This is a genomic window from Streptomyces sp. NPDC021012 (assembly GCF_044333355.1).
GTDB lineage: Bacteria > Actinomycetota > Actinomycetes > Streptomycetales > Streptomycetaceae > Streptomyces.
Genome location: NZ_JBIRQU010000004.1, coordinates 668,829 through 692,143 on the forward strand (window position 1 = coordinate 668,829; position 23,315 = coordinate 692,143).

General features: G+C 71.8%; 23 protein-coding genes. 13 read left to right on the forward strand and 10 right to left on the reverse strand.

What is annotated here, in order from left to right; genetic code table 11:
* The first annotated feature begins 160 nt into the window (after positions 1–160).
* The 6 genes from ACH4TP_RS17250 (at position 161) to ACH4TP_RS17275 (ending at position 4,980) form a co-directional block, all read left to right on the forward strand.
* Positions 161–916, forward strand: coding sequence for a metallophosphoesterase (locus ACH4TP_RS17250; protein ID WP_398438458.1), 756 nt, complete (start codon positions 161–163; stop codon positions 914–916).
* 89 nt (positions 917–1,005) lie between these two features.
* Entirely contained in the window at positions 1,006–1,446 is a 441-nt protein-coding gene (locus ACH4TP_RS17255; RefSeq protein ID WP_389224164.1) for an SRPBCC family protein, read from the forward strand.
* Positions 1,447–1,502: 56 nt separating this feature from the next.
* Complete coding sequence (locus tag ACH4TP_RS17260) at positions 1,503–2,642, forward strand: ArsA-related P-loop ATPase (RefSeq protein ID WP_398438436.1); 1,140 nt, start codon at positions 1,503–1,505, stop codon at positions 2,640–2,642.
* Between the two features lie 44 nt (positions 2,643–2,686).
* Complete coding sequence (locus tag ACH4TP_RS17265) at positions 2,687–3,148, forward strand: DUF5304 domain-containing protein (protein ID WP_398177713.1); 462 nt, start codon at positions 2,687–2,689, stop codon at positions 3,146–3,148.
* Positions 3,149–3,214: 66 nt separating this feature from the next.
* Entirely contained in the window at positions 3,215–4,156 is a 942-nt protein-coding gene (locus ACH4TP_RS17270; protein WP_398438437.1) for an ROK family glucokinase, read from the forward strand.
* Positions 4,157–4,233: 77 nt separating this feature from the next.
* Positions 4,234–4,980 carry an endonuclease/exonuclease/phosphatase family protein gene (locus ACH4TP_RS17275; RefSeq protein WP_389224152.1) on the forward strand — a complete coding sequence of 249 codons (747 nt, stop codon included), beginning with the start codon at positions 4,234–4,236 and terminating at the stop codon, positions 4,978–4,980.
* Between the two features lie 174 nt (positions 4,981–5,154).
* On the opposite strand, the gene ACH4TP_RS17280 is transcribed toward ACH4TP_RS17275, so the two are convergent.
* Entirely contained in the window at positions 5,155–5,790 is a 636-nt protein-coding gene (locus tag ACH4TP_RS17280) for a hypothetical protein (RefSeq protein ID WP_389224149.1), read from the reverse strand.
* Entirely contained in the window at positions 5,783–6,565 is a 783-nt protein-coding gene (locus tag ACH4TP_RS17285) for an alpha/beta hydrolase (RefSeq protein ID WP_389224146.1), read from the reverse strand. Before ACH4TP_RS17285 ends, ACH4TP_RS17280 begins: the two co-directional genes overlap by 8 nt.
* 190 nt (positions 6,566–6,755) lie before the next feature.
* Here ACH4TP_RS17285 and ACH4TP_RS17290 point away from each other — a divergent pair, with 190 nt between their 5' ends.
* The 4 genes from ACH4TP_RS17290 to ACH4TP_RS17305 all read left to right on the forward strand — a co-directional run bounded on the left by ACH4TP_RS17290 (position 6,756) and on the right by ACH4TP_RS17305 (position 10,489).
* Complete coding sequence (locus ACH4TP_RS17290) at positions 6,756–7,487, forward strand: lysophospholipid acyltransferase family protein (RefSeq protein WP_389224143.1); 732 nt, start codon at positions 6,756–6,758, stop codon at positions 7,485–7,487.
* Between the two features lie 33 nt (positions 7,488–7,520).
* Entirely contained in the window at positions 7,521–8,732 is a 1,212-nt protein-coding gene (gene macS / locus ACH4TP_RS17295) for a MacS family sensor histidine kinase (protein ID WP_398438438.1), read from the forward strand.
* Between the two features lie 20 nt (positions 8,733–8,752).
* Positions 8,753–9,400, forward strand: a complete 648-nt coding sequence (locus ACH4TP_RS17300; protein WP_389224263.1) for a response regulator — start codon at positions 8,753–8,755, stop codon at positions 9,398–9,400.
* A gap of 90 nt (positions 9,401–9,490) precedes the next feature.
* Positions 9,491–10,489, forward strand: coding sequence for a 2-hydroxyacid dehydrogenase (locus ACH4TP_RS17305; protein WP_398177702.1), 999 nt, complete (start codon positions 9,491–9,493; stop codon positions 10,487–10,489).
* Here ACH4TP_RS17305 and ACH4TP_RS17310 read toward each other — a convergent pair.
* The 3 genes from ACH4TP_RS17310 to ACH4TP_RS17320 form a co-directional block, all read right to left on the reverse strand.
* Positions 10,486–12,354: an anthranilate synthase family protein gene (locus ACH4TP_RS17310; RefSeq protein ID WP_398438439.1), complete on the reverse strand. Its 1,869-nt coding sequence runs from the start codon at positions 12,352–12,354 to the stop codon at positions 10,486–10,488. The genes ACH4TP_RS17305 and ACH4TP_RS17310 overlap by 4 nt on opposite strands.
* A gap of 107 nt (positions 12,355–12,461) precedes the next feature.
* Positions 12,462–12,518 carry a trp operon leader peptide gene (locus ACH4TP_RS17315; RefSeq protein WP_223766914.1) on the reverse strand — a complete coding sequence of 19 codons (57 nt, stop codon included), beginning with the start codon at positions 12,516–12,518 and terminating at the stop codon, positions 12,462–12,464.
* 93 nt (positions 12,519–12,611) lie between these two features.
* On the reverse strand, positions 12,612–15,395 hold the full coding sequence (locus ACH4TP_RS17320) for an N-acetylmuramoyl-L-alanine amidase (protein WP_398438440.1): 2,784 nt from the start codon (positions 15,393–15,395) through the stop codon (positions 12,612–12,614).
* A gap of 210 nt (positions 15,396–15,605) precedes the next feature.
* Here ACH4TP_RS17320 and ACH4TP_RS17325 point away from each other — a divergent pair, with 210 nt between their 5' ends.
* Together ACH4TP_RS17325 and ACH4TP_RS17330 are read left to right on the forward strand one after the other, a co-directional pair.
* Positions 15,606–16,958, forward strand: coding sequence for a class II 3-deoxy-7-phosphoheptulonate synthase (locus ACH4TP_RS17325; RefSeq protein WP_389224128.1), 1,353 nt, complete (start codon positions 15,606–15,608; stop codon positions 16,956–16,958).
* A 122-nt stretch (positions 16,959–17,080) separates the two neighbouring features.
* Positions 17,081–17,329 carry a bacterioferritin-associated ferredoxin gene (locus tag ACH4TP_RS17330; RefSeq protein WP_398177693.1) on the forward strand — a complete coding sequence of 83 codons (249 nt, stop codon included), beginning with the start codon at positions 17,081–17,083 and terminating at the stop codon, positions 17,327–17,329.
* 16 nt (positions 17,330–17,345) lie between these two features.
* Here ACH4TP_RS17330 and bfr read toward each other — a convergent pair whose 3' ends face one another.
* Positions 17,346–17,822 carry a bacterioferritin gene (bfr, locus tag ACH4TP_RS17335; protein ID WP_043223049.1) on the reverse strand — a complete coding sequence of 159 codons (477 nt, stop codon included), beginning with the start codon at positions 17,820–17,822 and terminating at the stop codon, positions 17,346–17,348.
* A 177-nt stretch (positions 17,823–17,999) separates the two neighbouring features.
* Here bfr and ACH4TP_RS17340 point away from each other — a divergent pair, with 177 nt between their 5' ends.
* On the forward strand, positions 18,000–18,668 hold the full coding sequence (locus ACH4TP_RS17340; protein ID WP_389224122.1) for a sulfite oxidase-like oxidoreductase: 669 nt from the start codon (positions 18,000–18,002) through the stop codon (positions 18,666–18,668).
* Positions 18,669–18,705: 37 nt separating this feature from the next.
* Here ACH4TP_RS17340 and ACH4TP_RS17345 read toward each other — a convergent pair whose 3' ends face one another.
* The 4 genes from ACH4TP_RS17345 to ACH4TP_RS17360 form a co-directional block, all read right to left on the reverse strand.
* The gene (locus ACH4TP_RS17345; protein ID WP_398438441.1) at positions 18,706–19,347 is read right to left on the reverse strand and encodes a DUF4396 domain-containing protein; all 642 of its coding nucleotides are present in this window, start codon (positions 19,345–19,347) and stop codon (positions 18,706–18,708) included.
* A gap of 83 nt (positions 19,348–19,430) precedes the next feature.
* Positions 19,431–20,291, reverse strand: a complete 861-nt coding sequence (locus tag ACH4TP_RS17350) for a deoxyribonuclease IV (RefSeq protein WP_389224116.1) — start codon at positions 20,289–20,291, stop codon at positions 19,431–19,433.
* Between the two features lie 6 nt (positions 20,292–20,297).
* Positions 20,298–22,184: a Stk1 family PASTA domain-containing Ser/Thr kinase gene (gene pknB, locus ACH4TP_RS17355; RefSeq protein WP_398438442.1), complete on the reverse strand. Its 1,887-nt coding sequence runs from the start codon at positions 22,182–22,184 to the stop codon at positions 20,298–20,300.
* Positions 22,185–22,518: 334 nt separating this feature from the next.
* Entirely contained in the window at positions 22,519–23,313 is a 795-nt protein-coding gene (locus ACH4TP_RS17360; protein WP_389224110.1) for a thiazole synthase, read from the reverse strand.
* Positions 23,314–23,315 lie beyond the last annotated feature (2 nt).

Consider the following 23,315-nt stretch of genomic DNA (forward strand, 5'->3'; position numbering starts at 1 on the left):
GACGTTACTCGCCGGTACGCGGTTCCCGGTAGGGGGTCCCGGTCAGATGTTCCGTGCGTCACACATGCGTGACGGTGCTCTGCGCACAGTAATCCACAGGTTTCACGACTCCCAAGTAACCGCAGGTGACACCCCCTAAGGTGGGTTCATGCGAGTCCATGTGGTCAGTGACGTGCACGGCAACGCCGGCGACCTCGCCAAGGCGGGGGAGGGCGCCGACGCCCTCATATGCCTGGGTGACCTGGTCCTCTTCCTCGACTACGCCGACCACAGCCGGGGCATCTTCCCCGACCTCTTCGGCGCCGAGAACGCCGACCGGCTCGTCGAGCTCCGTACCGCCCGCCGCTTCGACGAGGCCCGTGACCTGGGCCGACGCCTCTGGGCCGAACTCGACGTCGACCGCGACACCGCCATCGAGGCCGCGGTCCGCCGCCAGTACGCCGAACTCTTCACCGCCTTCCCCACCCCCACGTACGCCACCTACGGGAACGTCGACATCCCCCGGCTCTGGGCGGACTTCGCCGGGCCGGGGACGACGGTCCTCGACGGCGACCGGATCGAGCTCGGCGGGCTGGTGTTCGGCTTCGTCGGCGGCGGGCTGCGCACGCCCATGCGCACCCCGTACGAGATCTCCGACGAGGAGTACGCCGCCAAGGTCGAGGCCCTCGGCGACGTCGACGTCCTCTGCTCCCACATCCCGCCGGACGTGGCGGAGCTGACGTACGACACCGTGGCCCGCCGCTTCGAGCGCGGCAGCCGGGCCCTCCTCGACGCCATCCACCGCGTCCGGCCCCGCTACGCCCTCTTCGGCCACGTCCACCAGCCGCTCGCCCGGCGGATGCGGATCGGCGCGACCGAGTGCGTGAACGTCGGCCACTTCGCCTCGACCGGGAAGCCCTTCGCCCTGGAGTGGTGACGGCGCGGCCACGAGGGCGCGATAGCCTTCCCCCGGCACGCCTGTGCCCTCGTACTTCCGCCGGACCGCACAGTGGAGGAGCCACCGCGATGGCCGAACACACCAGCTCGAGCATCACCATCGAGGCGGCGCCGGCCGACGTCATGGGTGTGATCGCCGACTTCGCCCGCTACCCCGAGTGGACCGGCGAGGTGAAGGAGGCCGAGGTCCTCTCCTCCGACGACGCCGGCCGCGCCGAGAAGGTGCGCCTCCTCCTCGACGCCGGCGCCATCAAGGACGACCACACCCTCGCCTACACCTGGACCGGCGACAACGAGGTCAGCTGGACCCTGGTCAAGTCCCAGATGCTCCGCTCCCTCGACGGCTCCTACCTCCTCAAGGCCCTCGCCGCCGACCGCACCGAGGTGACCTACCAGCTCACCGTCGACGTCAAGATCCCCATGCTCGGCATGATCAAGCGCAAGGCCGAGAAGGTCATCATCGACCGCGCCCTCCAGGGCCTGAAGCAGCGGGTGGAATCGGGCGCGTAACGCCCCGCCCGGCGCGGGCGCGGGGCCGTGGCAGGGGGCCGGTAACGTTTCGCCGCATGCGGATCATCCTTGTCACCGGTCCCGGCGGCGCCGGCCGTACCACCCTCGCCGCCGCCACCGCCCTCGCGGAGGCGCAGGCCGGCCGTAGGGTGCTGCTGGTCTCGGAGGAGGCGGAGCCGGTTCCGGGGGTGGAGCGGCTGAGGCCGCGGCCCGGGGCCGACTTCCGGCGGGAGTTCCTCGCCCTCCAGGACCGCTCCGCCGCGGCCTTCGACCTGCTCGGGGCCGCGCCCTTCGAGGAGGCGGAGCTGACGGAGCTGCCCGGGAGCCGGCAGTTCGCCCAGCTCAGGGCGGTGCGGGACGCCGCCGAAGGAGGGCATGACCTCGTCGTCGTCGACCTGCCCCCGCTGCGGGAGGCGCTCGCCCTGCTCGCCCTGCCCGGGCAGCTCCGCCGCTATCTGCGCCGCCTGCTGCCGCCGGAGCGCCAGGCCGCCCGCGCCCTGCGCCCGATGCTCGCGCAGCTCGCCGGCGTGCCCATGCCCGCGCAGTGGCTGTACGAGACCACCGCCCGCTGGGAGGCGGAGCTCGCCGCCGTCCAGGCCGTCCTCGAGGCCCCCGGCACCACCGTCCGGCTCGTCGTCGAACCCGGCCCCGGCGCCGCCCGCGCCCTGCGCACCGCGAGGCTCGGCCTCGCCGTCCAGCACCTCGCCCTCGACGCCGTCGTCGCCAACCGGATCCTCCCCGCCGCCTCCGAGGACCCCTGGCTCGCCGGACTCGCCGCCGAACAGCACCGGCACCTCGCGGAGCTCCGCACCGACGCCACCGGGGCCACCGGCGAGCCGTACGGGCTGCACGAGCTGCCGCACCTCGGCCGGGCCCCGCGCGGGCCCGAGGACCTGGCCCTCCTCGCGCCCGCCCGGGCCGGGAAGCCGGTCCCCGTACCGGAGTGGGCCGTCGAGGACCGGCGCGAGGAGGACGGCGTCCTGGTCTGGCACATCCCCCTGCCGGGCGCCGTCAAGGAGGAGCTCTCCCTCGTCCGCCGCGGCGACGAACTGCTCCTGACCGTCGGTGCGTTCCGCCGCGGCGTCCCGCTGCCGGGCGCCCTGCGCCGCTGCACCGTCACCGGCGCCGGGCTCGTCGACGGGGACCTCCGGGTGCGCTTCACGCCCGACCCCGGGCTCTGGCCCCGCACTCCCTGAGGCGGCGTGTACCGTCGAAGTACGCAGCCACTGAGGAGTACGCCATGAGCGATTCGGACGCCTGGGCCAAGGCCTGTGCCGAGGACCTGGAGGCGGAGAAGGCCCGCCGCCGGGCGCGGCGCGACGACGGGCCCGGCTCGCCCGCGGAGGAGTTCCGCAAGCTCTTCGAGGCCGTGGCCGAGAAGGTCTCCGGCGGCCTCGGGAACCCGCTCCTCGGCGGCCAGGCCGCGCAGACCGCCGTGGAGACCGTGCAGCAGCTCGTCAACCAGGCGAAGGCCGTCGTCGAGCCCGTCATCGAGCGCAACCCGCAGGTCTTCGACCACCTCGCCGCCGCCGGCAGCGAACTGCTCGCCGCCTACCGCTCCGCCGTCGAGGGCCACGAGACCCGCTGGACCCGCGGCGGTGCCGTACCGGACGACGACGACCCGCGCCGCGACGCGGACCAGGACACGCCCCGCAAGGACGACGAGGGGCCCGGAACCGGCCAGCACATCGACCTCGACTGATCGGTGGGCCATCCCCGCTCGGGTACGGTGGGCCTTAGCGGGGCTCGACCGAAAACTGAGGGACACATGGGACTCACCATCGGCGTCGACATCGGCGGCACGAAGATCGCGGCCGGCGTGGTCGACGAGGAGGGCAACATCCTCGACACGCACACCGTGCCCACCCCGCCGACCCCCGAAGGCATCGTCGACGCCATCTGCGCCGCCGTCTCCGAGGCCGGCAAGGGGTACCAGATCGAGGCCGTCGGCATCGGAGCCGCGGGCTACGTCGACGACAAGCGCGCCACCGTCCTCTTCGCGCCGAACATCGACTGGCGGCACGAGCCGCTCAAGGACAAGGTCGAGCAGCGGGTCGGCCTGCCCGTCGTCGTCGAGAACGACGCCAACGCGGCGGCCTGGGGCGAGTACAGGTTCGGCGCCGGCCAGGGCCACGAGGACGTCATCTGCATCACCCTCGGCACCGGCCTCGGCGGCGGCATCATCATCGGCAACAAGCTGCGCCGCGGGCGCTTCGGCGTGGCCGCCGAGTTCGGCCACATCCGGGTCGTCCCGGACGGTCTGCTGTGCGGCTGCGGCAGCCAGGGCTGCTGGGAGCAGTACGCCTCCGGGCGCGCCCTCGTCCGGTACGCCAAGCAGCGTGCCCAGGCCACCCCGGAGCGCGCGGAGCTGCTCCTCGGCCTCGGCGACGGCACCCCGGAGGGCATCGAGGGCAAGCACGTCAGCCAGGCCGCCCGCGCGGGCGACCCGGTGGCGATCGACTCCTTCCGCGAGCTGGCCCGCTGGGCGGGCGCCGGTCTCGCCGACCTGGCCTCGCTCTTCGACCCCTCGGCGTTCATCGTCGGCGGCGGCGTCTCGGACGAGGGCGACCTCGTCCTCGACCCGATCCGCAAGTCCTTCCGGCGCTGGCTGATCGGCGGCCAGTGGCGCCCGCACGCGCAGGTCCTCGCGGCCCAGCTCGGCAACAAGGCCGGCCTGGTCGGCGCGGCCGACCTGGCCCGCCAGGGCTGAACCCGGTACGAAGCCGTACGACGACCGCCCGCCGCGTCCTCTCGGACACGGCGGGCGGTCGTCGTATGTTGGCCGTCATGGCGATCAGTGAGCTGCCCAACTCCCGCACCGAGAGCGACGGTTCGGCCGTCCTCCGGGTCCTGAGCTACAACGTCCGCTCGATGCGTGACGACGAGGACGCCCTCGCCCGGGTGATCCGGGCCTGCGCCCCGGACCTCGTCTTCGTCCAGGAGGCCCCGCGCTTCTTCCGCTGGCGTAAACACGCGGCCCGGCTCGCCGCCAAGAGCGAGCTCGTCGTGCTGAGCGGCGGCGCCACCGCGGCCGGTCCGATGCTGCTGTGCTCGCTGCGGGCCACGGTGGAGCGCACGGAGGACGTCCTGCTGCCCCTGACGCCCGGCCTGCACCGGCGCGGCCTCGCGACCGCCGTCGTCCGCTTCGCCGGGGCCCGGCTCGGGGTGATCAGCTGCCATCTGAGCCTGCGGAAGGACGAGCGGTACGAGCAGGCCGGGATGGTCCTCGACCGGCTCGCCGCCCTCGGCACCCCGCACGCCCTCGTCGCCGGCGACCTGAACGAACGCCCCGGGGGCCCCGCCTTCACCCGCCTCACGGATCGGCTCCAGGACGGCTGGGCGGTCAGCCCCTGGGGCGGCGAGCACACCTCGACCCCCGCCGACCCCCACCAGCGCATCGACGCGATCCTGGCGACCCCGGGCGTCGAGTTCCTCGGCTGCGGAGTCCCGGAGGACCTCGACCCGGCGGACCTGCGGGCCGCCACCGACCACCTTCCGGTGCTGGCGGCGGTCCGGGTGCCCGCAGCGTCCTGAGGGCCGCCCCCGACTCGACCGGCCCGGGCCACCTGCCCGGCGGACGGAGTCCGGCGCAGCCGTCCGAAGCCCGGGAGGCGCCCCGGCGCCGACCGGCGCGAGGGCGGCGCCGGGAGGATCAGCCCACCTTCCGGTGCCGGTGGCGGTCCGGGTGCCCGCCTCGTAGGGCACGCCCTACACGACCGCCCCGCGGCCCGGGTCGTCGAAGCCGTCGTCATCGTCGTCGTCGTGCTTCATGCGGGCCACCAGGGTCGCGAAGCCGCCCAGGAAGCCGCCCACGCAGATCGTCGTCAGCCACCAGGTCATGTCCCACTGGAGGAGGACGGCGAGCAGCATCAGGACCGGGCCGCCGACGACCGCGAGCCAGGCGAACTTGGTCGTGGTGTCCGCCTCGGGGAGCGGGGGCGGCTCCGGCGGGACGAAGTGGCCCTCGTCGGCGCCGCCCGCCGTCCCGTCCGGCTCGGCCGGGCTGTAGTCCCGGGGGCCGCCGGGCCGCACCCCGGGCGCGAAGACGATCGAGCTCCCGAGCGCGGGCCGCTCGGGACCCGCCTCCGGGTCCTCGTCCGCCTCGGGGTCCTCGGGCGCGGGCTTCGGCCGGGGCTTCCAGGCCGTGCCCTTCACCGGCCGGATCTCCCCGGAGTCCTCGTCCTCCTCGGGCTCCGGCAGCGACAGGTTCTCGACGGGCCGGAACGGCTTCGTCCCCGGGGGGTCCGCGGGCTCCTCGCCGTACCCGGCGACGATCGCGGCCCAGGCCGCCTCCTCGTCGATGGGCTGCGGCTCCCGCCCGTCGCCGTCCTGCTGCTCAGCCACCGCTCCTGCTTCCCTTCCCGTCGGCCAGCTCCGGGGCCAGACGCTCGACGAAGGCCAGGCTCTCGTCGAAGATCCGCTCCGCATCATGGTCCAACGTCGCCACGTGGTAGCTCTGTTCCAGCAGGACCTCCCGGACGTCCGTGGAGGAGATGCGGGAGAGGATCCGGGCCGAGTCGACGGGCGGCACGACGTGGTCCTGGGGGCTGTGGAGCAGTACCACCGGCTGGGTGACCTGCGGGAGCTGCGCGTCCACGGCCTTGAAGAACTGCCGCAGGGAGTGCGCGGCGTGCAGCGGCACCCGGTCGTAGCCGACCTCGGCCACGCCCTCCTTGGCGATGTCGCTGGCGATGCCCTTCGTGGAGGGGACCAGGTGTCGGACGACGGGCAGCGCGTGCGCCGTCAGGCCGTGCACCTTGTTCCCCGGGTTGACGAGGACGATGCCCCGCACCGCGTCCCCGTGCTGGGCGGCGAGCCGCAGCGTGAGCGCCCCGCCCATGGACAGGCCGAAGACGAAGACGGTCCGGCACCGCTCCAGGAGCTCGCGCAGGGCCCGGTCCACCTCCGCGTACCAGTCGTGCCAGGTGGTGAGCTGCATGTCCTGCCAGCGGGTGCCGTGGCCGGGCAGCAGCGGCACCGACACCGTCAGGCCGCGCTCGGCCAGGTATTCGGCCCACGGGCGCATCGACTGCGGGGAACCGGTGAATCCGTGACAGAGAAGGACGCCGACCTCTCCGCCCTCATGGCGGTACGGCTCGGCTCCGGGAAGGACCGGCACCGGGGTCTCCTGTTCGGTTGCGACTCCGGCGTCTTCGGGTGCGCCGGAGCGGACGGAGTACGGGGAAGGGACCTTCACGGTACGCGACCGGACCGACACCGACCAGGGCCGTAGCGGGGGCCGTGTGCAGGTAAGGGATAAAGTCGTGGCGACGGCACACGGAAGGCATGGCGAGTTGATCTACGGCGCAATGAAGTTCTCCCTCGGAGGGTCCCTGAAGCTTGCCTTCCGGCCCTGGGTGGAGGGTCTGGAGAACATTCCCGCCGAGGGGCCCGCGATCCTCGCGAGCAACCACCTGTCCTTCTCGGACTCCTTCTTCCTGCCCGCCGTCCTGGACCGCAAGGTCACCTTCATCGCCAAGGCCGAGTACTTCACCACCCCCGGTGTGAAGGGCAAGCTCACCGCCGCCTTCTTCAAGGGCGTCGGCCAGCTCCCGGTGGACCGCTCGGGCGCCCGCGGCGCGGGCGAGGCGGCCATCAAGGCCGGCATCGAGGTCATCGAGGGAGGCGGGCTCTTCGGGATCTACCCCGAGGGCACCCGCTCGCCCGACGGCCGTCTCTACCGGGGCAAGCCCGGCGGCCTGGCGCGCGTCGCCCTGGCGACCGGCGCGCCCGTGATCCCGGTCGCCATGATCGACACCGAGAAGATCCAGCCGCCCGGCAAGATCGTCCCCAAGCTGATGCGCCCGGGGATCCGGATCGGCAAGCCGCTGGACTTCACCCGCTACCAGGGCATGGAGGGGGACCGCTTCATCCTCCGCTCGGTGACCGACGAGGTCATGTACGAGATCATGAAGCTGTCCGGCCAGGAGTACGTCGACATCTACGCGACCGCCGCCAAGCGGCAGATCGCGGACGCGGAGAAGGCGGCCAAGGAGGCCGTAAAGGCCGAGATCGCCGCTCGGGAAGAGTCCGGCGCGTAAGTCCCCGCGAGGGGTTTTCCGGGGGTGGGGGAGATGGCCAAGCGCGAGCGTGTCGTGCGCATGTCGGTCGAGCTGCCGCTGTGGCGGGCGCTGTCCGGCTACCGCGTCCTGACGATGGTCTACGCGGTACTGATCTTCACCTTCGGCCGGGAGCGGTACGAGCGGCCCTGGGTCGCCGTCGCCTATCTGGCGGTGCTGGGCGTCTGGACCCTCGCCACCCTCCCCAAGGTGGCGAACGCGGCGAGCTGCACCAAGCGCTTCCTCGTCGCCGACCTCGCCGTCGCCCTCACCGGCATCCTCCTCACCCCGCTCGTCGACGCCCAGGCCCAGTCGGTCGACGGCCCCACCCTGCCGTCGATATGGACCGCCGGCTCCGTCCTCGCGTTCGCGATCAAGGGCGGCTGGCGCTGGGCCGGGGTCGCCTCCTCCCTGGTCGCCGTCGCCAACATCGTCGAGCGCGGGCACCCCACCCGGGACACCTTCCACAACGTGCTCCTGGTCTGGGTCGCCTCCATCGCCATCGGCTACGTCGTCGAGGTCGCCCGCGCCTCCGAGCGCACCCTCGCCCGCGCCCTGGAGATCGAGGCCGCGACCCGGGAGCGGGAGCGGCTCGCCCGCGACATCCACGACAGCGTCCTCCAGGTCCTCGCGATGGTGCAGCGGCGCGGCACGGCGCTCGGCGGCGAGGCGGCCGAGCTCGGCCGGATGGCGGGGGAGCAGGAGATCGCCCTCCGCACCCTCGTCGCGGGCGGGCTCACCCGGCCCAGCCTGGTCTCGGAGGACGAGTCCGAGGGCGCCTTCGTCCGGGTCGTCGAGGTCGACGACGAGCCCGACGACGACACGCCCGTCGACCTGCGCGTCCTGCTCGCCCCGCGCGCCGGGGCCAGGGTCACCCTCTCCGAGCCGGGCGCCCCGGTCCCGCTGCCGCCGCCCGTCGCCCGTGAGCTGGCCACCGCCGTCGGCGCCGCCCTGGACAACGTCCGGGTGCATGCCGGGGAGGACGCGCACGCGTGGATCCTGATCGAGGACTGGCCGGACGAGGTGATCGTCACCGTCCGGGACGACGGCCCCGGCATCCCGGAGGGCCGCCTCGCGGAGGCCTGGGGCGAGGGCCGGATGGGCGTCGCCCTGTCCATCCGGGGGAGACTGCGGGATCTGGGCGGTTCGGCCGAGCTGATCTCGGTCCCCGGCCAGGGCACGGAAGTCGAGTTGAAGGTTCCACGGGGGAAGGCAGGGGAGAAGTGAGCGAGCAGCGGATCAAGGTGATGGTCGTCGACGACCATCCGATGTGGCGGGACGCGGTCGCCCGCGACCTCGCCGAGGCGGGCTTCGACGTGGTCGCCACCGCCGGCGACGGCGAGCAGGCCGTGCGCCGCGCCGTCGCGGCCGGCCCCGACGTCCTCGTCCTGGACCTGAACCTGCCGGTCAAGCCGGGCGTCCAGGTCTGCAAGGAGCTCGTCGGCGGCCGCCCCGAGCTGCGGGTCCTGGTCCTCTCGGCGAGCGGCGAGCACGCCGACGTCCTGGAGGCGGTCAAGTCCGGCGCCACCGGCTACCTCCTCAAGTCGGCCAGTACGGAGGAGCTGATCGACGCGGTGCGCCGGACGGCCCTCGGCGACCCCGTCTTCACCCCGGGCCTGGCCGGTCTGGTCCTCGGCGAGTACCGCCGGCTCGCCTCCGAGCCCGCTCCGGCGGCCGGCACCGACGAGCCGAAGGCCCCGCAGCTGACGGAGCGCGAGACCGAGGTCCTGCGGCTCGTCGCGAAGGGCCTCAGCTACAAGCAGATCGCCGAGCGCCTGGTCATCTCGCACCGCACGGTGCAGAACCACGTCCAGAACACCCTGGGCAAGCTCCAGCTGCACAACCGGGTGGAGCTCGTCCGGTACGCCATCGAGCGCGGCCTCGACGACGCCTGAGGCCCGCCTTTCGAGGCCGGGAGCCCCGATGGGCCGTATATTCGCGCATAGCGTGCATCTACGGCCCATCGTGACGATGAGGGGAACCTCGTGGAAATCCTGGCATTCGGCGTGCAGGCGGACGAGCGGCCCCTCCTGGAGAAGGCCTTCGAGGGACACCACGGGGTCCGCTGTCTGAGCGTCTTCCTCGACGAGGACACCGCCCCCATCGCCGCCGGCTACGAGGCCGTCTCCACCAGCGTCAACGCCGATCTGAACCACCGGGTCCTGCAGACCCTCGCCGCCGGCGGCACCCGGCTGATCGCCCAGCGCTCCACCGGCTTCAACAACATCGACCTGGAGGTCGCCGAGCGCCTCGGCCTCACCGTCGCCCGGGTCTCCTCCTACTCGCCGTACTCCGTCGCCGAGTTCGCCTGGACCCTCGCCCTGGCCGTCAACCGCCGGATCGTCCGCGCCTCCAACCGCACCCGCGACTTCGACTTCAGGCTCGACGGACTGATGGGCCGCGACCTGCGGGGCCGTACCGTCGGCGTCCTCGGCACCGGCAAGATCGGCGAGGCCTTCACCCGGATCGCCCACGGCTTCGGCATGCACCTCCTCGGCTGGGACGTCGCCGAGAACCCCGCCTGCGTGGAACTCGGCATGAAGTACGTCGACAAGGAGCGGCTCTTCGCCGAGGCGGACCTCGTCAGCCTCCACGTCCCGCTCATGGAGGCCACCCACCACCTCGTCGACGCCGCCGCCCTCAAGGCCATGAAGGACGACGCCATCCTGGTGAACTCCAGCCGCGGCGGACTCATCGACACCGAGGCCCTCGTCGGGGAGCTCCGGGCCGGCCGCTTCACGGGCGTCGGCCTCGACGTGTACGAGGCGGAGGCCGGGCTCTTCTTCCTCGACAAGTCCCTGGAGGTCGTCGAGGACGACACCCTGGCCCGCCTGGTCACCTTCCCGAACGTGGTGGTCACCTCCCACCAGGCCTACTACACCGCCGACGCGGTCGGCCAGATCATCGACACCACCGTCCAGAACGTCCTCGACTACACCGCCGGGCGGCGCGGCGAGAACGTCCTGGTCCCGAGGGCCTCCTAGACCAGCACGCCGGCGAGCAGCGAGGCCGTCAGGAAGGCCCCGTCCGTCGTGAGCACCGACTCCGGGTGGAACTGCACCCCCGCGAAGCCCGGTCCGCGCAGCGCGTGCACCTCGCCGGTCTCCGCGTCCCGGCTCACCTCGATGCGGTGCAGCGCCAGCTCCGTGGCCGTCCGGTCGTCGCAGCGGGCCGTGAAGCTGTTGTAGAAGCCGACCGTCCGCTCCTGCCCGAAGAGGTCGATCCGCAGCTGCGCGCCCTGGAAGGGGGTCCGCTTGCGGACGATGTCCAGGCCCAGTTCGGCCGCGATCAGCTCGTGCCCCAGGCAGACGCCGAGCAGGCCGTGGCGGTGTTCCCGTACGAGCTCCGCCGTCAGGCCGCGCAGGAAGCGCATCTTCGGGTCGGACGCGTCCGAGGGGTCGCCCGGGCCGGGCCCCAGGACGACCGGGCCCTCGTGGGCGAGCGCCAGCTCCCGCAGCCCCGGCTCGTCGTAGCGGAGCACCGAGACCTCGAGGCCCGAGGAGCGCAGGACGTGCGCCAGCATCGCCGTGAAGGTGTCCTCGGCGTCGATCACCAGCGCGTGCCCCGACAGCTCCGCCGACCTGACCTGCATCTTCAGCCAGAACGGCGCCAGGTCCGCACGGCGCGCGTCGAGCGCGGCCCGCACCCGGGGGTCCTCGGCGAGCCGCGGCGCCACCGCGCCCTCGTCACGCGGCCGCCCCTCCCGCACCCCGAGCGCGGCCAGCACCCCCGCCGCCTTCGCGTGGGTCTCGGCGACCTCACCCGCCGGGTCCGAGTGCCGTACGAGCGTCGCCCCGACCGGCACCCGCAGCCGGCCGTCGGGGGCGATGTCGGCGGTACGGATCAGGATGGGCGAGTCCAGCGTCTGCGCCCCGCTCGCGTCCGTACCGAGCAGGGCGAGGGCGCCCGCGTAGTACCCCCGGCCGCCCTCCTCGTGACGCTCGATCACCCGGCAGGCGTTCTGCACCGGGGAGCCGGTCACGGTCGCCGCGAACATCGTCTCCCGCAGCACCTCCCGCACGTCCAGCGAGGACCGGCCGCGCAACTCGTACTCGGTGTGCGCGAGATGGGCCATCTCCTTGAGCCGCGGCCCGACCACCACCCCGCCCATGTCGCCGACCGTGCACATCATCTTCAGCTCCTCGTCCACCACCATGGAGAGCTCCTCGGTCTCCTTGCGGTCGGCGAGGAAGGCGAGCAGGTCCTCGGGGGTCGGGGCGGCCCCGGCCGGGTAGCGGTACGTGCCGCTGATCGGGTTCATCACGACCGTGCCCCCCGACATCCGGACGTGCACCTCGGGGCTCGCCCCGACGAGCGTCCGCTCCCCGGTGTGCACGACGAACGTCCAGTACGCGCCCCGCTCGCCCGCGAGCAGCCGCCGGAACAGGGCGAGCGCGTCGGCGCGCCCGAAGCCCGGGATCTCGCCGGTGTAGGTGCGGCGGATCACGAAGTTCGCGCCCTCGCCGGAGCCGATCTCCTCGTCGATGACCCGCCGCACGGTCTCCGCGTACTCCTCGTCGGAGACGTCGAAGCCGCCGCCCTCCACCCGTACGTCATGGGCGGGCAGCGCGGCGAGGGCCTCGTCGAGCGGCAGCTCGTACGCCTCGTCGGCGACGAGCACGGAGAGCGGGGTCCCGTCGTCCCGCACGTCGAAGCCGCGCTCCCGGATCTGCCGGAACGGCACGAGCGCGAGCGTCGGCACCGGCCCGACGGGCAGCTCCGCGAGCCGCTCGGCCTCGTGGACCCGGCCGATCAGCACCTCGACGGTGTCGTGGTCACGGCCGGGGGTGCGGCGGCGCAGCAGGGCGAAGGGAGGGCAGGAGTCGTCGAGGAGACGGGAGAGGTCCATGGGGCGTGTCGTTCCTTCCGAGTGGAGTACGGAGAGGAGGAACGGCCCCGGGTACGAGAAAGGCCGCCCCTCGGGCGGCCTTCGCGGGTCAGTCGGTGTACGCGCGATCAGTGGGCCGCCGGATGAGCGGTCCACCACCAGTTCTGGTTCGAGTGCGCGTACATGCGAGCACTGTAACCCAGCCGGACACGGGAACGGGGCCCGGTCCGCACCGTGGACGGTGCGGACCGGGCCCCGAGGCCGAGCGAACTACCCGATCAGAAGATCAGGTTGTAGGACTGCCAGCCCGGGCTGACCTGCACGCGCGCGGCGTACGGGGCGGTGGCGCTGCCCGTGCCCTTGTACAGCCACAGCGCGCCGGACGCGTCACGGGCGACGAAGTCCACCTTGCCGTCACCGGTCAGATCGCTCGGACCGGTGATGCTGTTGTAGATCTGCCAGCCGGTGCCCACCTTGACGCGGGCGGCGTACGGGGCGGTGGCGCTGCCGGTGCCCTTGTACAGCCACAGCGCGCCGGTGCTGTCACGGCCGATCAGGTCGGCCTTGCCGTCGGAGGTCAGATCGCCGGTGCTGACGATGCTGTTGTAGATCTGCCAGCCGGTGCCGATCTTCACCCGGGGGGCGAACGGCACCGCCGGGTTGCCGGTGCCCTTGTACAGCCACAGGACCCCCGACTTCTCGCGGGCGATCAGATCGGGCTTGGAGTCCCCGGTGAGGTCGCGGACGCCGATGATCCTGTCGTAGATCCCCCAGCCGGAGCCGGTCTTCAGGCGCGGCTTGAACGGCGCGGACGGGTTGCCGCTGCCCTGGTAGTACCAGAGCACACCGGAGGCGTCCCGGGCCACCGCGTCCCCGGTGCCGTCGGCCCGGAGCGCGGTCAGCGGCGTGACGGCGTTGTAGATCTGCCAGCCACCGCCGACCTTGTACTTCGTCAGGAACGGCACGGTGGCACTGCCGGTGCCCTGGTACTGCCAGAGGACGCCGGAGGCGTCACGGGCGAGGAGGTTGTAGCGGTTGGTCGCGGTGACGGCGGGCTTGGTCGCGACCTCCTTGACGTCGCTCGCCTTCACGAACGCCAGGCGGTGGTTGTAGCGGATCGGGATGAAGACGTTGGTCGTGCCGACGACCCGGGTGCCGTCCACGTTGAACGCGCTGGAGTAGTAGTCGCCCGCGACGGGGTCCCCCGCCTTCGTGTACAGCTGTCCGGCCGGGAGGCTGTACTTCGTCAGCGACTCGCTGTTCCTCGTCTGGACCGGGACGTTGGTTCCGGCGTAGGAGGCGTCCTCGGGGTAGGCACGGCCGTAGACCGGGATCGAGGTGGCGCCGTCCTTGGCGGTGATCGCCGTCTTCACGCCCACGGGGGCCGTGTACTGGCCGCCGGGGTTGTAGAACCAGGCCTTCTTGCCGCCGTACCAGATGGCGGTCCAGTCGGTCCGCGACTCGGCGATGACGTGGGTGCTGCCGGCCGTGACCTTGTTCGCCCCGGTGGAGCCGAACTGCCAGCCCGCGCCCAGCCCGGTGTACGGGTCGGTCAGCGCCTTGGTCTGGTCGGCCACCGGCTCCGAGTACAGGTAACCGAAGTTCACCGGGAGCGGGATGGTGGTCTTGGTGACCCACTGGTCATTGACCTTCTCCGTGTACTTCATCGCCTGCTGGTTGGCCGACGTGAACGGAGGCACGATCCGCACCAGCTGGTCGGCCTGGAGGAGGCCGCCCGCGTTGCCGGCGCCGGTGGGGACGCCGAGCAGCTGCATGAAGTGGTTCCAGTCCCAGAACGGGCCCGCGTCCCAGTGGTCCTGGAGCAGGGCGTCGTGGATGCTCGGGACCTCGTCGTGCCCGATGACGTGCTCGCGGTCCAGCGGGACGTTGTACTTCGCGGCCAGGTACTTCACGAGGTTCTTGGAGGCCTCGTACTGCGGCTCGGTGTACCAGCCGCCGTCGCCCTTGATCGCGTAGCCCTCGTGCTCGATGCCGATCGAGTGCATGTTGATGGTCTTGTTGTTGGCGTGGAACGCCTCGTTCTTGGTCTCGACCATCTGGGTCACGCGACCGTCGGCGCGCACGATGTAGTGCGCGCTCGCCCACGTCTCCGGCGTCTGGAAGACGTTCACAGCGCCGTCGTGGGTGCCCTCGACGTCATGGATGACGATCTGGCGGACGTCGAAGCCGCCGGTGCCGTTCGGGGTACGGCTCGCGATGTTGTAGTTGCCCTTGTCCTCTGTGTAGAGGGCGGGAATGAAGGTGCAGGCCACCGTGGGCGGGCACTCGACCGCCGGAGTCTCAGTCGTGCTCGCGAAGCTCGCCGCCAGCGGCACGTTCGACGGCTTGACCGGCTCGACCGACGGGTCCGCCGGCAGGACGACCTGCTCGCCGTCGGCGGTGACCTCCTGCTCACCCGTCTTGATGGACTCGAAGACGCGCTGAGCGAAGAGGTCGGATTCCTTGCGGTCGGACTGGCTGTAGCGGGCCACGGCCGGGTACCACTCGCCCGGGTCGTCGGACAGCTCGGCGCCGGCCTGCTTCTGGTACTCCGCGAGCAGCGCGGCACCGGCGCGGATCGAGTCGCCGCTGTCCTTCTGGACGGCGTCGGTCGAGCTGTCGATCAGCTCGGCGGCCTTGTCCAGGGTGTGCAGCTTCGGGTCGGAGGTGTCGACCGGCTTCTTGCGGAGCGACGCCAGGACCTTCTTCTTGTCGAACTTCTTGTCGATCGACGGGTCGCCCGTGCCGTTGAGGAGGTGGGCGAGGCCTTCGGTCGGGTCCTCGACGTCCTCCGGGTCGACCTTCGTCAGACCCATCACGTTGTACGCGCCGGAGACGCTCGGCTGCCCCTCGTGGGACTCCCACCGCGTCTGCCGGTACGACACCGCCATCAGCACGCTCTGCGGCACATCGAACTCGCGCGCCGCGTTTGCGAACTGCGACTGGAGGGAAGAGTCCCCACCGGACTTGCCGTCGCCCGCCGCGCCGAGGAGGCCTGGCGAGGCGACCGCGACGGTGCCGATGGCTGCCGTCGCGACGACCGCCGCCGCCGCTCCGTACAAGAGTCGTTTCTTCTTGCGATCCCTGCGATGCCCCTGGGTCACGCCCACCCCTGTGAATTCGACTTTGCTCTTGTTAAACGGGCCGCAGGGTAACACCACTCGGTAGCGCGAAGATCCTCGGGGGACATTTCAGGCACGCGTTCGAGACGCGCGTCTCAGCTACTGGGCAGAGGGACAGGACCGGACGAAGAACCCCTTACTGTGGTGCTTGTGACCGTGAACGCTGAATCCCACGCCGTCGCCAAGGCGACCTGGCGAGACCTGCCCGCGGCGCAGCAGCCCGAGTACCCCGATGCCGAGGCTCTGCGCGATGTGATCGCGGACCTCGAGTCGTATCCTCCGCTCGTCTTCGCCGGCGAGTGCGACCAGCTGCGCGCCCGGATGGGAGCCGTCGCCCGTGGCGAGGCGTTCCTGCTCCAGGGCGGCGACTGTGCCGAGGCCTTCGACGGCGTGTCCGCCGACCACATCAGGGCCAAGCTCAAGACGCTGCTCCAGATGAGCGCCGTCCTCACCTACGCGGCCTCCGTGCCCGTCGTGAAGGTCGGCCGCATCGCCGGCCAGTACTCGAAGCCCCGCTCCAAGGGCACCGAGACCCGCGACGGCGTGACCCTGCCGACCTACCGCGGCGACTCGGTCAACGGCTTCGACTTCAACGAGAAGGCCCGCATCCCGGACCCCGAGCGGCTGAAGCGGATGTACAACGCCTCCGCCTCCACGCTCAACCTGGTCCGCGCCTTCACCACCGGTGGCTACGCCGACCTGCGCCAGGTGCACGCCTGGAACCAGGACTTCGTGAAGTCGTCCCCCTCGGGCCAGCGCTACGAGGCGCTCGCCCGCGAGATCGACAACGCCCTGAACTTCATGAAGGCCTGCGGCACCGACCCGGCCGAGTTCAAGGCCGTCGAGTTCTACGCCTCCCACGAGGCGCTGCTGCTCGACTACGAGGGCGCCCTGACCCGTACGGACTCGCGCACCGGCAAGCTGTACGACACCTCCGGCCACATGGTCTGGATCGGTGAGCGCACCCGCCAGCTCGACCACGCCCACATCGAGTTCTGCTCGCAGATCGCCAACCCGATCGGCATCAAGCTCGGCCCGACCACCACGGTCGACGAGGCGCTCACCTACATCGACCGCCTCGACCCGGACCGCGAGCCGGGCCGGCTGACCTTCATCGTCCGCATGGGCGCCGACAAGGTCCGCGACAAGCTCCCCGAGCTGGTCGAGAAGGTCACCGCCTCCGGTGCGGTCGTCGCCTGGGTCACCGACCCGATGCACGGCAACACCTTCGAGGCGGCCTCCGGCCACAAGACCCGCCGCTTCGACGACGTGCTCGACGAGGTCAAGGGCTTCTTCGAGGTGCACAAGTCCCTCGGCACCCACCCGGGCGGCATCCACGTCGAGCTCACCGGTGACGACGTCACCGAGTGCGTGGGCGGCGGCGACGAGATCTTCGTCGACGACCTGCACCAGCGCTACGAGACGGCCTGCGACCCGCGGCTCAACCGCAGCCAGTCGCTCGACCTGGCCTTCCTGGTGGCGGAGATGTACCGCGATCAGTAAGTAGCTTCCTACGGGGATGGGGCACGGATCGTTGTGATCCGTGCCCCATCGTCGTATCAAAGGCTTTTGCGCCTCCGGGGCGCCGGGTAAGGTTAGGTTAGCCTTAACGATCTCGGCGGGAGGTGAACCGCGTGTACGTCTGCTCATGCTTCGGTGTCACGGAGAAGCAGGTCAAGGAGCACGCGGACGCGGGTGCCTGCACGCCCCGCCAGATCGCCTCCGCCTGCAAGGCCGGCACGGACTGCGGCTCCTGCGTCCGTCGCATTCAGGCCATTCTCGGGCGCGGCAACTGCCCGCGACGCGAGCTCGTGGACCAGGGCATGCCCGCCCTGGCGACGGAGACGGTCGTGGACCTCCGGGAAGCGGCCTAGGCCCCTAGGGGGGACTTCAGCTGGGCTGCTCGATGAGCGTCGAGATGTACAGCGCCTCGCCCAGGGACTCGATCAGCTCCAGCTGCGTGTCCAGGTAGTCGATGTGGTGCTCCTCGTCGGCGAGGATCTCCTCGAAGAGGTTGGCGGACGTGACGTCCCCCTTGGCGCGCATGACCTCGATCCCGCGCTTGAGGCGGTCGATCGCCTCCACCTCGACCTGGCGGTCCGCCTGGAACATCTCGGTGATCGTCTGGCCGACCCGCACATGGAAGAGCCGCTGGTAGTTGGGCAGGCCGTCGAGCATCAGGATGCGCTCGGTCAGCTTGTCCGCGTGCTTCATCTCGTCGATGGACTCTTCGCGGGTGTACTTGGCGAGCTTCGTCCACCCCTTGTTGTCCTGGATGCGGTAATGCAGCCAGTACTGGTTGATGGCCGTCAGCTCGCCGGTCAGCTGCTCGTTGAGGAACTCGAGGACCTCGGGGTCGCCCTGCATCGCTTCAGGATCCTTCCACGCTGTGTGTCCGCACCGTGACTAGGCGGGATGGCCGCATCCTCGCACCCCGAATGGGGGGCGTCCAGTAAGTGCAGGCTTAGTGTGAGTTGCCCGAATCGAGTCGCCCGGTGGTCGCCTGGTCATGACCACCCCTCGCCGTCTGTCACCATGGAGGACATGGGTCAGCCGGAGAGCGGAGTACACCGGGAAGCGGGTCAGCCGGATCGTTCGCCGGACCTTCCGTCGGATCTTCCCTCGGAGCTTCCGCCGGGACAGCGGATCCAGCGCGGCTGGCCGGTGACCCATTACGGGCCCGTCCCCAGGTTCAAGCCGGACCGCTGGGAGTTCCGCGTCTTCGGGGCGACCGCCGACGGCGACAAGCGCTGCTGGAACCACGAGGAGTTCTCGGCCCTCCCGTTCTCCACGGTCCTGGCCGATCTGCACTGCGTCACGAAATTCAGCATGCTCGGGGCCGAATGGGGCGGTGTGCCCGCCCGCACGATCCTGGAACTCGCCCCGCCCGCGCCCCACGTCACGCATGTGATGGTCTGGGCCGAGTACGGCTACAGCGCCAACATGCGGCTCGCCGACTTCGCCGCGGACCGCACGATCTTCGCCACCCACAAGGACGGGGAGCTGCTCACCGCCGAGCACGGCTTCCCGCTGCGGCTCGTCGTCCCGCACCTGTACGCCTGGAAGGGTCCCAAGTGGGTCCGGGGCGTGGAGTACATGGCGGCCGACCGCCGGGGCTTCTGGGAGGAGCGCGGCTACCACAACCTCGGTGACCCGTGGACGGAGCAGCGCTACTCGTACCAGGAGGAACCGGGAGACGGCCCGGAGCTGTAGCCGCTCCGGACCGTCTCGGTGGTGGTTCCGCGCTTCCTCAGTGGTGGTACTGGTGGACCACCGCGTGGCCCTTGCCGCGGCCGATCATCCACTTGTTGACCGGCGTGGTCACCACGAACGCGAGGGCGAGCGAGACCGCGAGCGCGATCCAGAACAACGCCTCGTCGAGGTGCGCGTCCATGGCGCTGGGCCAGAGGGCGATGACGCCGTTGTCGATGATCTCCATGACGGCGATGGAGAGGGTGTCGGCGGCGAGGGCGACCTTGAAGGCCGTCTTGAAGTCGACGCCGGCGGACAGGATGCCGCGCAGGGTGAGCGCGTAGCCGAAGAAGAAGGCCAGGACGATCGCGAGGACCATCGTCGGCAGGTTGCCCCAGCCGAACGCGGTGCCGATGATCATGCCGAGGACCTCGCCGATGGCGCAGCCGGTGAGGCAGTGCAGCGTGGCCTGGGCGGCCATGGACCAGGAGACGGTGCCACCGGGGGTGTGGTGGTGGCCGGCGTGGGCGTCATGGCCGGTGTGACCGGTGTGGCCAGCGTGGTCGGCGTGGGTGTCGTGACCGGTGTGGCCCGCGTGGTCGTGGTGACCCTCGTGCCCTGCGTGGCCGCCGTGTCCTTCGTGCCCTGCGTGACCCTCGTGCCCGGAATGGTCGTGGTGTGTATGCGCTTCGTGCTGCATGAGGTGCCCCCAGCCTCGGGTCTACGGCTCTGTCGTCGATAGGAACCGTATACCCCCCTAGGGTATTCCTCAAGGGGAAGTGATCATCCTCGGCGCTCGCGGAGCTTCTTCAGGAGCTCGACGTCGGCGACGTGCCCCTCCTTGCCGCCCGGGGTCTCGATGATCAACGGCACGTTCTCGGTGGCCGGGTGGCGCAGGAGGTTTCGGAACGCCTCCTCGCCGATGTGACCGGCGCCGATGTTCGCGTGCCGGTCCTTGTGCGCGCCCACCACGTCCTTCGAGTCGTTGGCGTGGATCAGCTTCAGCCGGCCCTCGCCGACCGTCTCCACCAGCAGGTCGAGGGTCTGCGCGGCGCCGTGCGGGCCCGCCAGGTCGTGCCCGGCGGCGAAGATGTGGCAGGTGTCGAGGCAGACGCCCAGCTTGGGGTGGCGGTCGAGCGCGTCGAAGTACGGGCCGAAGTCCCAGGTCCGCGAGCAGAGCGAGAAGCCCTGGCCCGCCGTCGACTCCAGGAGCAGATCCGGATCGTCCTCGTGCGTCAGCTCGTCGAGGAGCGGCAGCAGCCGCTCCCGCACCTGGGCGAGGGCCACCTCGCGCGGGCGGCCGCCGGTCGCCGATCCGGTGTGCACGACCACGCCCTTCGCGCCGATCTCGCGGCCCCGGCGCAGCGAGTGCCGCAGCGACTCCACCGACTTCTCCACCGTGGCCTCGGTGTGGGAGCCGAAGTTGATCAGATACGGGGCATGCACCCAGGCCGAGATCGACGCGGCCTCGCACTCGGCCCGGAAGCGCTCGTCCTGGGCGGGGTTGCCGGTGGGGGTGGCCCAGCCGCGCGGGTTGGCGACGAAGACCTGCACGGTCTCGGCGCCGAGTTCGCGGGCGTAGCCGAGGCCGACGGTGGCGAGGCCGCCGGCCACGGGGACATGGCCGCCGACGGGGTTGCGCATGAGTGTCTAGAGTCCCTTGATCGTGATGGTGACGGTGGAGCCCTCGGGCGCGGTCCCGCCGCCCTCGACGGACTGGCTCGCGACCGTGTCGCCGAGGTAGGGGAAGGACTTCTTGATCTCGACCTCGAAGCCCGCGTCCTCCAGGGCCGTCCGGGCGTCCTCGGTCGACTTGCCCGTCACGTCCGGGACCTCGACGAGCTTCGGCCCCTTGGAGACGGTGAGGGTGATGACGTCGCCCTCGGCGGCCCGGCTGCCGCCGGCGAGGGACTGGGCCGCGACGGTGCCGGCGGCCTCGGGGGAGTTGATCCGCTCCGGGGCGACCTTCACGGTGAGCCCCTCCTCCTGGAGGGCGGCCGTGGCGTCGGCGACGGTCTCGCCGCTGACGTCGGGCACGTCGACGGGGGAGCCCTTGCTGACCACGAGGGCGACCGCGGAATCGGGGCTGCGCTCGGTGCCGGGCTCGGGATCGGTGCTGATCACGGAGCCCTGCGCGACGGAGTCGCTGAAGGCGTAGGTGATCACCCCGGGGGCGAGGCCCTCTTCCTCCAGGGTGCGCTTGGCCTCCGCGAGCGGCTTGTTCTTGAGGTTGGGGACCTTCACGATCTCCGGGCCGCGGGAGAGGGTGAGGGTGACCGTGGCGTTGCCCCGGACGCGCTCGCCGGGGGCCGGGTCGACGGCCATGACCGTGCCGCGCTCGTACACGTCGCTGAACGCGCGCTTCGTGCCGCCGACGTCGAGCCCGGCGTCGGCGAGACGTTTCGTCGCGGCGGCCTCGGACTGGCCGAGGACGGCGGGGACGCGGGTGAACTGGCCGGAATTGATGTACCAGACGCCGGCGCCCAGACCGAGGGCGAGCAGCACGGCGGCGACGAGGAGGAGCGGGCCGCGCGGGGGCCGCCGGCGGGCGGCGGGCGGAGCCTCCGGGGCGGGCAGCCGGCTGGTGTGCTCGGTCGCCACCGGTACGGGGCGGGCGATCACGCTCGTCCGGTCCTCGGCCGTGTCGCGGACCTCGGACCGCGCCGACGGGGGCACCGCGTCCAGCTGCTCGTCGCCGAGCCCGGCGCGGGCCTCCCGGAGCAGGGCGAGCAGCGCGACGGCGTCGTACGGGCGGAGCTCGGGGTCGCGGGCCGTGGCCGCCGCGACCAGGTCGTCCAGCTCGGGTGCGAGCCCCGGGACGGTGGCGGACGGGGCGGGCACGTCGGTGTTCAGGTGCTGGTAGAGCACCTGGGCGGGGGTGTCGCCGGAGTGCGGCTTGCCGCCGGTCAGCATCTCGTAGAGGACGACACCGCAGGCGTACACGTCGGCGCGGGTGTCGGCGGTGCCGTGCTCGATCTGCTCCGGCGCGAGGTACGAGACCGTGCCGAGGACCGCGCCGGTGGTGGCGGTCGCCGAGCCCACGGCCCGTACGAGACCGAAATCGGCGACCTTCACCCGGCCGTCGTCCCCTATCAGGACGTTCTCCGGCTTCATGTCCCGGTGCACGAACCCGGCCCGGTGCGCGGCGCCGAGCGCGGCGAGCACCGGCTCCAGGATGTCCAGCGCGGCCCGGGGCGACAGGGCGCCGCGCTCGCGCAGGACGTCGCGGAGGGTGCAGCCGGCGACGTACTCCATCGCCAGATAGACGTACGCGCCCTCGGCGCCCTGGTCGAAGACGCCGACCACGTTCGGGTGCGCGAGCCGCGCGACGGACTTCGCCTCGCGGATGAACCGCTCCACGAAGGCGGCGTCCGCGGCGAGGGCCGGGTGCATCACCTTGAGCGCGAGCACGCGGTCGAGGCGGGTGTCCACGGCCCGGTAGACCGTGGCCATCCCGCCGACGGCGATGCGCGCGTCCACGCGGTAGCGGCCGTCGAGCAGCCGCCCGAGGAGGGGGTCCTGAAGGGTCGTGTCCACGGCGACGAGTCTACGAGGACGGGACAGAAGCCCCGGCCCGCCGCCCGTGACTGCAGCGCACCTGTGACGCGCCTCGCCCCGCCCGTTGTGGGCGGTGCCCCGCCCCGTGTGGGCAATCGTCCCGCTGGGCGGGACGGGTGGGCACACGGGACGGCGCCCTCTAGCGGCGCCTCCGCGTTCCGGGCCTGAACCCGCACCCCATGCACAGCGCCCATGGGGTGCGGGTTCGGGCTCGGAAGCCTCTGGCGCCGGCAGGGCGCGGGTCCGTTGTGCCCACCCGTTCCGCCCTGCGGAACGATTGCCCACAACGGGGGGCGGCGCAGCCCACAACGGATCAGAAGGCGGGGCGTTCCGGGTCCAGGTGGGCTTGGCCCGTCGTCGGGGAGGACGCCTCCGCGAAGTGGCGGCGGGGGATGCGGCCGGCGCGGTGGGCGAGGCGGCCCGCCTCGACCGCGTGGCGCATGGCGGCGGCCATGAGGACCGGCTCCTGCGCGCGGGTCACGGCGGACGCGAGCATGACCGCCGCGCACCCCAGCTCCATCGCGAGCGCCGCGTCCGAGGCCGTGCCCGCGCCGGCGTCGAGGATGACGGGGACGCCGGCGCGCTCCACGATGAGCTGGAAGTTGTGCGGGTTGCGGATGCCGAGTCCGGAGCCGATGGGGGAGCCGAGCGGCATGATCGCGGCGCAGCCGACGTCCTCCAGCTTCCGGGCGAGGACGGGGTCGTCGTTGGTGTAGGGGAGGACGGTGAAGCCGTCGTCGACGAGGGTCTCGGCCGCCGCGAGGAGCTCCTCGCCGTCCGGGAGGAGGGTCCGCTCGTCCGCGACGACCTCCAGCTTGATCCAGTCCGTGCCCAGCGCCTCCCGCGCCAGCCGGGCGGTGAGGACGGCCTCGCCCGCCGTGTAGCAGCCCGCGGTGTTGGGCAGGACCCGGATGCCGAGGCGTTCCAGGACGGAGAGGACCGAGCCCTGGACGGTCGGGTCCAGGCGCCGCATGGCGACCGTGGTCAGTTCCGTACCGCTGGCGAGGAGGGAGCGTTCCAGGACGTCGAGGCTGGGGGCGCCGCCGGTGCCCATGATGAGGCGGGAGGAGAACTCCGTACCGCCGAGGGTGAAGACGTCGTCGGACATGA